Origin of the sequence: Pedobacter sp. ASV28, assembly GCF_016428855.1 — a bacterium.
In the GTDB taxonomy this organism is placed as follows: Bacteria; Bacteroidota; Bacteroidia; order Sphingobacteriales; family Sphingobacteriaceae; genus Pedobacter.
The window spans coordinates 45,077-56,135 of sequence record NZ_JAELTN010000006.1; the positions used below are offsets into that span (position 1 = coordinate 45,077).

Genomic DNA, 11,059 nt, shown 5'->3' on the forward strand with positions numbered 1-11,059 from the left:
ATTGTAAAAAATGCCGAAAGCACGATCACGGATAGTATCTGGCCCTGATGCGGTAAGATCGGAAACGATTAGATCGAACGTATTAAAACTTGATTTATTAAAAATCTTTTCTCCTCGCAATCTCTTGTATCCCTGCAATTAATTTACCCATGTTAACCCGGTTGTTGACCAGTATCACACAGCCGCTGTTCAGTTCAGGAAATCCCGAGAGGTGAGAATTAAAGCCCATGGTGCTGCCGTTGTGTTGTATATCGCGGTAACCCTTGCGTGGGGCGACCCCCCAAGCTAAGCCGAGGTTATTCGCGGTGGGCTGATGGGTGAGTTTGACTGCGGCATCCGTTTCGCTGATCTGCTGCGATAAGTAAGTGAGCAGGTCAGCAATAGATGAATGGATATAGCCGGCCGGCCCGAACATTCCCTCCTGCTCATAAATATTAGACCGGCCGTTATCACTGTAAGGAACAGCCATCTTTTGCTTTAGGGCGGGCGTAAGTGTATACCAGGTATCTTTCATACCAAAGGGAACGGTGATATATTTTTTCAACAGCACAGCGTAGGGCTGACCATAAACCTTTTCGAGCAGATGCCCGAGGAGCGCGTAACCCCAGTTCGAATAACGGAATTTGAAACCGGGGACAGTATCCAGTTTCACCCGGTGCAGCGCCGCGTAAAAATGCCCGGCATCATAATTCAGTTCCGGCATCAGCGGGTCGTAACCCGGCTGTGAGCCGATATCCTCGGGCATTTCCGGTAAGCCCGAAGTATGGTTGGCGAGATCCCGGAAAGTGACCGGGCTACCGTTAAAGCTAAGGTTGGGATAATCACCCGGCAGGTATTTGCGGATATCATCGTCCATCGCTACTTTGTGCGCAATGACCGCATGGGCCAGCAAAGTAGCGGTAAAGGTTTTGGTAATGGACCCGATCTCATAAACGGTAGCATCGGTAGGCAGCACGTCGGTGCCTTTTTTAATCTCCCCATAATGGTAAATGTAGCGCTTGCCGTTCCTGATGATACCGATGGAAAGTGCCGTACTGTTAGGGTTGCGGAAATAGGCGCGGGCCACACTGTCTACCGCCCGGTCCAGCGGCGTGCGCAAAGGGTTGCTGCTGCGCACTTGCTTGGGCTGTTCCAGCAAGTGCTGTACGACCGTTGAAAAACCAAAATCGGTGAACTTTTTTTCCGGGGTGACCTGCAAGGTCAGTTTGAGATCCCTGCTTTGGCATTCCAGCAAATAAACGTATTTGCCATTGACCGCTGATAAGAGAGTGTCTTTGATAATATTGCCCGAATTACGGTTATTGCTTAAGAAAGTGACCAGTTTTTGTTCGCTGATGTGATGAGAAAAACTGGTATCCGCCAGCTTGTAAATGCCCCTAAAATCATTGCGATTGTAGCGCGTCACGATGGAATCCTTAACCTCATCCACCAATATGCGGGCAGTCTGGGCTTTACTATCGAACGTGATACCTGTTAATGCGAACACGGCGGTTAAAATAATAAGACTGGATTTGTTCATATAGGTCAATTATTGTTTACCTCTACAAATGACGCCAATAACTTAAAAATATTGCATCCTGCAATGGCAGGTCGGCCAGAGACAGCCACGCGGTCTGCCATCAAAAGTGGATATTGTCTGTCATTAAAAAAGAAAAATCACAAATTTTAAAAAATGCCGAAAGTACGATCACGGAAAGTATCTGGGCCCTGATGAAGCGGTTGGCTTTCAGCAGGTGGTCGCTTATGGTGGAGGTGGAAATGCCCAGTATCTCGCTGATCTCGTTATAGCTCTTGCCTTCGAGTTTAAACAGGGTAAACACCTGCTTGCGCTGCGGCGGTAGTTTGTCTATGGCTTTTTTTAGCAGCAGGCTGCTCTCTTTGAGCTCCAGCTCTTCCTCCACATGCGTATAAAGTTCGGTATTTACCGCCGTCAGGTAGCACTGCACCTTTTTTTCCAGTTCCCCAGTACGGAAATAATCATACACCAGATGTTTAGAGACCGTAAAGAGATAGGACCGGAAAGACTGTTCGGGATTTATGGTGGAACGTTTCTGCCATATTTTCAAGAAAACGTCCTGCAAAAGTTCCTTGGCAATCTCGCGGTCGTTTACCATCTTTAGGATATTGCCCAGTATGCGCCCGCTGTACCGGCGGTAGAGAAGATCAAAGGCCTGTCCGTCTCCAACAATTAGTTTTTGCAGAAGTTCCCTTTCATCGGTGGCGGCGGTCAGTTTCAATCGGTAATGCTAAGTGTGGCCAATCCTGAGTTTCAGTTCTCCGGAAATCTCTTCGCGCAGCCCGGTAGTGAACGTGGCTATGATGGTGCTTTCAAACCTGAAGAACTTGCTGCTACGGTCTATGATTTCACCGTCTTTCGTTAGCGTAACGGGCAGGCGGTTTCGCAGTGCTTTTACCAATTCCGCCGAAAGCAGGTCGAGATAAGTGCTCGGCAGCCCGTCGAGGTAACTGTCCTGCAGCCCGGTAAGGTCAAAATTAGTTCGCGTCCATTGTTTAAGGTCCGAACTGATGGCCGCGAGCTCATTTTCAAGTGCTGCCTTGCCCAGTCCGAGCAGGTCTTTGACCTTGCTGTTTACACCTTCCTGCGTAAGCAATTCTTGTTGCATTCTTAAAATCTCCTTTCAAATGGCTGGTTACGTTTAGATTATAAGCAATTATAATAGTTTTTCGATAAAATATCAATAAAATTTTAACATTGGGCATGATTATGGATTTCGGCTAACCCATCATTTTGAGAGCTACCGCCTATGCCTTTTTTGAACCGAACGCCACAGATTGATCCAATAGATTATAATGACCGATACCTGCGCATAGCGCTCTGCCTGGTCGCTGCCCACATCATCGTCCTTTACAACGAAGATCATACCTTCTTCCAGGCCCTGTTCACGTTTTCCTATTGGCGCGGCCTTTTGGGAAGCTTTGTGATTGCGACCCTGCTGGTAAACTACATACATTGGGTTACCGTGCGGCTCGACAAACGTTTCGACTGGCATGCCGATACCCTGAACCGGTTGCTGTGGCAGCTGCTTATCGGCTTTTTTGCCCCGGCGCTCTTCGCCTTTTTGCTGGCGGCCTTCTTCTTCGGCATATTTGGGAAAAATATCCTCGAAACTACCTACCTGCAGCAGGATTATACCTTGGTGGTGACTATGCTGCTCACCATGAACCTCTATTACTTCGGGCTGAACTCGTTTCTGCGCTTAAAAAGTTCAAGTGCCAACGATCGTGTCCAAGAGCCTTTGGCCGGAAAGGAGCCGGAACGCCGCGATAACGGCAAGGAGATCTTGGTTGTCAACACGCCTACGGTTTCGGTTCCGTTGAGGCCCGAGAACATCAGCTATTGCTACCTTTTGCAAAACTGTGTTTTTGTGCGTACCGCGGACATGAAAACGCTAAGTGAAAGCTACCAGATAGCCGGTAGCCTGAAAGAGCTGGAGGCCAAACTGGACAGGCGCATGTTTTTCCGTATCAACAGGCAAATGATCATAAATTTCAACGCCTGCGGTTCTTATCGGCCCGGCAAAAACAAGACGCTGGAGGTCTTTCCAGACCCAGCACCATACGAAAAGGGCACCAAAATACCCGACCAGCACAAACGGCTTTGCATGGTGAGCGAAGACCGGGTTGCGGCCTTCAGGCTTTGGATGGACCGATAGAATTGAGGTGACGGTTGGCCGGAAACATTTTATTTAGTAACTTAATTCTCACACAATGGGTTTTGTGGCGAAAGCCTTTTGACCCGCACAAGCTTGTGATGACTGTATTGATTTCTGGCCAGGAATAGTACTGTTATTTGTACAGGCGAGTATTTACGGCCTTTCGCCCCAAAAGATAAGTGCCGAATACCGCTTATTACATGATGAGCCCTCCCTGAACTTTCCCGAGTTCCGCCGGATTTTATTTGAATGCCCCCAACAAAAAGGCGCATTCGTATTCCCGTAACGCCTGTCGTTTTACCCCGAAAATGGCAAGGCCTGATTATTATTCCCACTAAGCCAAATCTTTCCCGTCATGGAACCTACTCTAATCCCGGTAAGCCAGATTTCAAAAGAATGCAACGACTATCCCCTGCAATGGCTGGATATGCTCATCAGGCATACCCTTGATCCCGAAAGTGGACAAGCCCTTACCCTGGGCGCAAAAGAATTACGCATAATCACCGACAGGCTGAAGAATGAAAATACCAAACTCCAATTGACCCTCAGCGCAAAGGTATTTGCAATGGACCACAAGAAAAAAATAGGTCTTGTGGTCAAACAGCACTACTGCGGACTGATCGCTTTGCTTGACAAGAACGCCGAAAACCGAAAGCGGGCCTTGGACAGAAACGCTCAGGACATTTCCTGCCTGTACGTGGAAATATCCGCCTGCCTGGAGCAATTGGTCTCCTTCATCGAAACCCGCTTCCCACAATACCTTAGCATGGACGTTCAGGTGCACGACGCCTACCTGAAGATGGCCAAGAGTTCGCTTGGAAAAAGGATCGACAAACTGGTCGCCAAAGCCCCGGAGGCCGCCCTTAACAATCCGGTCTGCAAGATCGTGATGAAAATACTGCGCCGATTTACAAACTCTCCCAAAGCGAGGTTTGTGGCCACCATGCGCAGCATACTCTACTATCAGAAGCTGGTGGGCAGGCTCGAAGATCTCGACTGGCAGGCAACCGAGGCCGATTTTGTGCGGCAGCTGAACGAGGCGCTGATCTACATGAATTTTAACAGCAAGGCCTATATCGCTAATTTGACGCACAGTTTTGGCCAGATGATCGCCTCGGGCCAAAATTTGAACGAAAAGACCGAGCGGCTGCTGCTCTGCCAGAAAAACTTCAACCAGACCCCCCGAAAGCCCGGGCTGGTCTTCAATCCGGACTACCATGACCTGCCAAAGGTAATAGGCAATTGGTTCGGTCAGGAACTGACGTATCTGAAGATGAGGGCCAGCCTAACGGATGTTCCTGCTCCCGACATCGGGATCGGCGGCAAAAAAAGCGGAAACGAGTTACAAAAGGTACGCTGCGCACTTTCCAGCGACCAGATCGGCATGATCATCAGGGCGGCGGACGAGCTCAGGATTTTGGTGGCCAAATCCATGAACGAGGTTTTCCGTACCATCGTGCCGCACCTCTCCACACCCCATCGGGAAAACCTTTCCTACGACGGTATGCGCAGCAAATCTTACGTCGCCGAAGAGCGGGACAAAGAGATCGCCATAGCGGCACTGGAGAAAATGATAGAAAAGATAAAGGGGTACTGAATTCCGATCGCAACCTATGCCTGCCTCGGCCGACAAAGCCGCAGGCCTACCAAAGGTTCCAGCGGTTCCAGAAAGGGTACGGCAAAAGTTGGACTTGTAGGCCCAATGGCCCGACAGTTACTTTGTGTCGGACAATTTGATTTGGGAAGCTATGAATATCGACAGAATGGAATTTATGGCCTGGATGGAGCGTATCATGGAGCGCTTCGACATCCTGGGCGAGCGTCTCAACCAGGCGCAGACGAACTGTAACGCTTTGGATGGCGAGGTGCTGCTGGACAGCCAGGACCTGTTCCGCATGCTTAAGGTGAGCAACCGCTCGCTGCAGCGCTACCGCTCATCGGGAAGGTTGCCCTATTATACCATCAGCGGTAAGCTCTACTATAAGCTGTCGGACGTACACCATTTTATGCGGGAAAGCTTCAGTGTGCCAATGGCCAGGACAAAGACAACCGCTGACAAATGATGCCGACGGGGGACGGAGAAAGCCGCAAGGCAAAGACACCCTTTATTTTCGGCACTGCAACCCAAAAAAAATAGGTAATGGACAAACAGCGTATAGAGAAGCAGCAGGTTCCCGAGCAGTTATCGGATATCCTTCTGGTGCTGGACAGGGCGAAGAAGAAGATACAGGCCGTAAAGGACCTCGACAAGAACGGAAAACTGAAAGCGGTCAATCCCGACAGGAAGCACCAGGAGCAGTTCATGAAGGTGGACAGAGGGGGCGACCTATTTTCCAACTTCTTTTCCAATTTTATCCGCCAGTTGAAAAATCCGACCAACTTCTCGTTTTTCAGGGTGCCGGCCTCCGTTGCGATCGAGGCCGCCGAAAAGATGCAGCAGCACCTGAAAAGCCCAACACCCGAAGGCGAAAAGCTAATGAGACAGCATGAGGTAAAAGCCGATGCGGTGAAGAATAACAAACAAGAAAATAAAAACGATATGGAAACTACACACACACCACCGGAAACGGGAGAATTCCGTTATAGACCGGAGCAGATTGACTGGGAAACCATGAACAACCTTGGGTTGAGCAAGGAAAAACTCGAAAAATGGAAGGTTCTAGAACCATTACTGAAAGGTTACAAGACCAACGAGCTGTACCCTGTCAGCGTGAACCTGGAAAGTGCCATTATCAGGATGGATGCGAGGATTTCCCTCCAGCCAAACGGTGAAGGCAAAGTTGTTGCAGCTATCCACGGCATCAGAAAAGCGCCCAACCTGGACTTTGCTTTTTTTGGCCACGAGTTCAGTAAGGAAGACAAGGAAAACCTGCTCAAAACCCGAAATATGGGGCGTGTGGTCGATCTGATACATCCCAAAACCAACGAAGTTATGCCATCGATTATCAGCGTTGACAAACTCACCAACGAATTGATTGCACTGCAAACTAAGTACATGAAAATCCCCGACGAAATCAAGGGCGTCGCGCTGAGTGAGGAACAGAAGCAAACGCTCATGGAAGGCAAACCCGTGTACCTTGAGGGGATGCTCTCCAAAAAAGGCGAACCATTTGACACATTGGTGCAGTTTAATGCGGACAAACGTTTTGTTGAATTTATGTTCGACAGGACCGGCCCAAATGCGCACTCGCAGGAAAGTGGGCAAAACCAGTCCGGCGAGCTTTCCAGATCGTTTAGGGGAAAAGAACTCGACGACAACCAGTACCAGCAGCTGAAGGAAGGCCAAACCGTCTATCTGAGTGGTCTGAAAGACAAGAAAGGCAGTGAGTACCAAGGCTATATCACGCTAAACAAGGAAACTAACAAAGTGGAGTTCGCGTTCAAAAATCCCAACCAGCTTAAGGATCAGATTAAGCCTACCGAGCCGCATAAAACGCAGACGGCGGTCAACTCGGAAGGAAAGACCAACGAGGCGACAAAGAAGATCAAGGAACCGCTGAAATCTGGACAGCAGGACCCTGATAGCCAAAAACAGCAGGCGCAACAGGAAAAACCCGAAAAACCTGCTAAATCCAAAGGCAGAAAGCTCTAACTAAACAGATACGGCAATGAAAACAGTTATTGCAGAAAAACCAAGTGTAGCCCGGGAGATCGCCGGCCTGTTGGGCGCATCCGAAAAAAAGGACGGCTACCTGATGGGCAACGGCTATTTCGTCACCTGGGCCTTTGGGCACCTTGTGGGCTTGGGCATGCCGGAAGATTACGGCATTTCTGGGTTTCAGCAAGCTTCCCTGCCGATACTGCCCGATCCATTCTTGCTCACGGTGCGCAAAATAAAGAAGGACAAGGCCTACAGCGCCGATTCCGGTGCCGTCAGGCAACTGAAGATAATCGGCGAGCTCATCGGGCGCAGCGAAAGCATTATTGCCGCAACCGATGCCGGACGCGAGGGCGAACTGATATTCCGCTACATCTACGACTATCTCAAATGCGACAAGCCTTTCCAGCGGCTCTGGATCAGTTCACTGACCGAGAAAGCCATCAGGCAAGGCTTTGACAACCTGAAGCCCGGCCGAGATTTTGACCGCCTATACCAGGCCGCCGAAGCCAGGAGCCGGGCCGACTGGCTCGTGGGCATCAACGCTTCCCAAGCGCTGAGCATCGCCGCTGCCGACGGCATATATTCACTCGGAAGGGTGCAGACCCCAACGCTGGCGCTGATCTGCAGGCGCTATCTGGAGCATACGGATTTCCAAGTGCGCCACTACTGGCAGATACAGCTGTCCCACACCCGGGAGTTCATCGACTTCAAAAGCCTTTCCAAAAACACCTGGGAAGAAAAAAAACTGGCCGAAGATGTCCTGAAGTCCCTACAGAGAAACGGGAATATGGCCAAGGTCAGCCTCGTCACCACGAAGGCGGTTGCCGAACAGCCGCCTTTGCTCTTTGACCTTACCGGCCTTCAGAAGGAGGCCAACAAAAAGCTGGGCCTCTCAGCCGGGGAAACCCTGGAGATTGCCCAAAGCCTGTACGAAAAGAAGTTCATCACCTACCCGCGTACCGGAAGCCGGTACATTCCCGAGGACATGTGGGCCGAAATACCCAACCTGGTCAGGGCTCTGCAGGATCGGGAAACCTGCAGGCAGGCGGTGGAAAAAGTGAAATGGGCCCGCTACAACAAACGCATGGTGAACGATCTGCGGGTAACGGACCATCATGGGCTGCTCATTACCGGGAAGATCCCGTCGGCACTGCCGGCAAAGGACAACGCCGTTTACGACATGATCGCCTTGCGGCTTCTGGAAGCCATTTCCCAACCCTGCACCAAGGAACTGACCGATATCACCTTGGCGGCGCAGCACCATGATTTTGCCCTGAAAGGCTGCAAGATACTGGAAGCCGGCTGGCGTGCCATCAAGGGAAATTTCTCCGATGATGATGCGGAAGCCTTGCAGGAGCTGCCCGAACTGAGGGAAGGCGACGAACTCAAAATAAGGCAGGCCGGCGTTGTGGAAAGGAAAACCAGACCACCGGCGCTCTATACCGAGGCCGGCCTGTTGTCGGCTATGGAAACCGCCGGCAGGGAAATAGACAACCAGGAGGAGCGAAAAGCCCTACAGCACATCGGCATCGGCACACCGGCCACCAGGGCCGCCATAATCGAGACGCTGTTTGCCCGTAACTATATCCAAAGGGAAAAGAAATCACTCGTTCCCACCGCAAAAGGGCTACAGGTTTACGGACTGGTCAAGGACAGGAAAATTGCCGATGTGGGCATGACCGCCGAATGGGAAGTGGCGCTTCAGAAAATCGAAAACGAACAGGCAGACGCGCGGACTTTCCAGAAGCAGATGGAAAGCTATGCCTTATCCATTACCCAAGAACTGCTGCAAACTTGTGCGGCACCGTCCAACCTGCCAAAGCTTGCCTGTCCGAAGTGCAAAAAGCAGCAACTGGTCATTCGGGAGAAAATCGTCAAGTGCCCCCACGAGGGCTGCAACTGGTTGCAGTTCCGTAACGTGTGCGGCGTTCAGATCGGCCTGAACGATATCGAAAGTCTTGTAAATACGGGCAGGACCGCCCTTATCAAGGGCATGAGAAGCAAAGCCGGCAAAACGTTCAATGCACATATCGTACTGAACGAAAAAGCGGAAAGCTCGTTCGAATTCGAAAAAAGCAAACCCCAAACGAAATGACGGACAATGGCATTGTCACCCAAAAAGAAATCGGCCGCCAGATCTATGGTATCAGGGGACAACAGGTGATGCTCGACAGCGACCTGGCCCTGCTTTACCAGGTGGAAACCAAAATACTCAACAAAGCGGTGAAGAGGAACCTCGACCGGTTTCCAGAGACGTTTTGTTTCCGGGTGACCGAAGCGGAAAGCGAAAGCTTGAGGTTCCAATCTGGAACCTCAAGCACCGGACACGGGGGACGGCGCTATCTGCCTTACGTGTTTACCGAACAGGGCGTAGCCATGCTCTCGGCGGTACTCCGCAGCGAAACCGCCGTAAAGGTGAGTGTCGAGATCATGAACGCCTTTGTGGAAATGCGCAGGATGCTGGTCAACAACGCCGCACTGTTCCACCGGTTGGACAGGATGGAGCTCAAATTCTTCGAGGCGGACCAAAAATTCGGGGAAATCTTCAGGGCGCTGGAAAACGGAAAGCTCCACAGCGAAAAAGGCGTTTTCTACGACGGACAGGTTTTTGACGCCTATACCTTTGTCTGCGACATTATCCGCAGCGCAAAACGCTCTGTTATCCTCATTGATAATTACGTGGACGATACGGTGCTTACCCTTTTGGGGAAACGCTCCGCCGCGGTTGCGGCCACCATCTACACCAAAAGGATCAGCGATCAGCTGCGGCTGGACAGCCAGCGGCACGACAGCCAGTATCCCGCCATCGGGATTGAAATTCTTCATCAGGCACACGACCGATTTCTGATTATCGACGATACCCAGCTCTACCACATCGGGGCCTCCCTGAAGGACCTGGGCAAGAAATGGTTCGCCTTTTCGAGAATGGACACCGAGGCTGGTCGGATGCTGCAGATCTTGAAAAGGCCATGAAGCCTCCGAGTTTTCGGAGGCTTTTTTTATCCCGTCAACTTCCGACGACGAATTTTCCAATGCCATGCCTATGGCCGCCTTGCGACGCCTTTGGAAGCCACCATTACGCCTCCCGTATCGTGCCGCCATACATTAGCCATCAACATGGCAAACAGGTGTAACCAATTGGAAGGCAGATGAATGGGAAGGCCAAAAAATATGACATCATTTACGCGGACCCTCCGTGGCACTTCAACGTGTGGGGCATGAAGGGGGCCGGACGGAGTGCGCAGCGACACTACCCGACCCAAAGCCCGGACTTTCTGAAAGGGATGAACATCGCCGCCCTGTGCAAGCCCGACTGTGTACTGCTCATGTGGGCAACCTATCCCTGCCTGGAACAGGCTTTGGCCCTGGGACGGGCATGGGGCTTTGTCTACAAGACGGTGGCCTTTACGTGGGTGAAGACCAACAGGAACAACGGGAGGCTTTTTGTGGGGATGGGATACTACACCAGGGCCAATGCCGAAATCGTGCTCCTGTTCACAAAAGGCAAACCGCTGGCCAGACAGGCAAAAGATGTGCCGCAGGTACTGATTTCCCCGCGTGGCCGGCATTCGGAGAAACCCGACGAGATCAGGAAGCGTGTCGTACGCCTCTTCGGGGATCTCGACCGGCTCGAACTCTTCGCAAGGCAAAGCCCGGCGGCACAAGCCAGTGCAGCCAGCCCTTTTTCCGGATGGGACGTATTCGGAAACCAGGTGGAGCATTCGATCGAAATGCCCCGATAGGCCAAATCCAGCCGCCCAAAGCCAATGCGTACCGCGTAAGC

General features: G+C 51.3%; 10 protein-coding genes. 7 read left to right on the forward strand and 3 right to left on the reverse strand.

Features of this window, described 5'->3' with window-relative positions; all coding sequences use genetic code 11:
• Positions 1–97 precede the first annotated feature (97 nt).
• The 3 genes from JHD79_RS03400 to JHD79_RS03410 all read right to left on the reverse strand — a co-directional run bounded on the left by JHD79_RS03400 (position 98) and on the right by JHD79_RS03410 (position 2,624).
• The gene (locus tag JHD79_RS03400) at positions 98–1,519 is read right to left on the reverse strand and encodes a serine hydrolase (protein WP_199117792.1); all 1,422 of its coding nucleotides are present in this window, start codon (positions 1,517–1,519) and stop codon (positions 98–100) included.
• Between the two features lie 100 nt (positions 1,520–1,619).
• The gene (locus JHD79_RS03405) at positions 1,620–2,237 is read right to left on the reverse strand and encodes an RNA polymerase sigma factor (RefSeq protein WP_199117793.1); all 618 of its coding nucleotides are present in this window, start codon (positions 2,235–2,237) and stop codon (positions 1,620–1,622) included.
• A 9-nt stretch (positions 2,238–2,246) separates the two neighbouring features.
• The gene (locus JHD79_RS03410; protein WP_199117794.1) at positions 2,247–2,624 is read right to left on the reverse strand and encodes a hypothetical protein; all 378 of its coding nucleotides are present in this window, start codon (positions 2,622–2,624) and stop codon (positions 2,247–2,249) included.
• Between the two features lie 141 nt (positions 2,625–2,765).
• Between JHD79_RS03410 and JHD79_RS03415 the strand changes: the two genes are divergently transcribed.
• The 7 genes from JHD79_RS03415 to JHD79_RS03445 all read left to right on the forward strand — a co-directional run bounded on the left by JHD79_RS03415 (position 2,766) and on the right by JHD79_RS03445 (position 11,018).
• A complete protein-coding gene (locus JHD79_RS03415; RefSeq protein ID WP_199117795.1) occupies positions 2,766–3,674 on the forward strand; it encodes a LytTR family DNA-binding domain-containing protein in 909 nt (302 codons plus the stop codon).
• Positions 3,675–4,029: 355 nt separating this feature from the next.
• Complete coding sequence (locus JHD79_RS03420; protein ID WP_199117796.1) at positions 4,030–5,271, forward strand: hypothetical protein; 1,242 nt, start codon at positions 4,030–4,032, stop codon at positions 5,269–5,271.
• Positions 5,272–5,422: 151 nt separating this feature from the next.
• Positions 5,423–5,737 carry a helix-turn-helix domain-containing protein gene (locus JHD79_RS03425; protein WP_199117797.1) on the forward strand — a complete coding sequence of 105 codons (315 nt, stop codon included), beginning with the start codon at positions 5,423–5,425 and terminating at the stop codon, positions 5,735–5,737.
• A 77-nt stretch (positions 5,738–5,814) separates the two neighbouring features.
• On the forward strand, positions 5,815–7,266 hold the full coding sequence (locus tag JHD79_RS03430; protein WP_199117798.1) for a DUF3945 domain-containing protein: 1,452 nt from the start codon (positions 5,815–5,817) through the stop codon (positions 7,264–7,266).
• A gap of 16 nt (positions 7,267–7,282) precedes the next feature.
• Positions 7,283–9,370, forward strand: coding sequence for a type IA DNA topoisomerase (locus JHD79_RS03435; protein WP_199117799.1), 2,088 nt, complete (start codon positions 7,283–7,285; stop codon positions 9,368–9,370).
• A complete protein-coding gene (locus JHD79_RS03440) occupies positions 9,367–10,248 on the forward strand; it encodes an ORF6N domain-containing protein (protein ID WP_199117800.1) in 882 nt (293 codons plus the stop codon). Before JHD79_RS03435 ends, JHD79_RS03440 begins: the two co-directional genes overlap by 4 nt.
• A 176-nt stretch (positions 10,249–10,424) precedes the next feature.
• A complete protein-coding gene (locus JHD79_RS03445) occupies positions 10,425–11,018 on the forward strand; it encodes an MT-A70 family methyltransferase (protein ID WP_199117801.1) in 594 nt (197 codons plus the stop codon).
• The last annotated feature ends 41 nt before the right edge of the window (positions 11,019–11,059 follow it).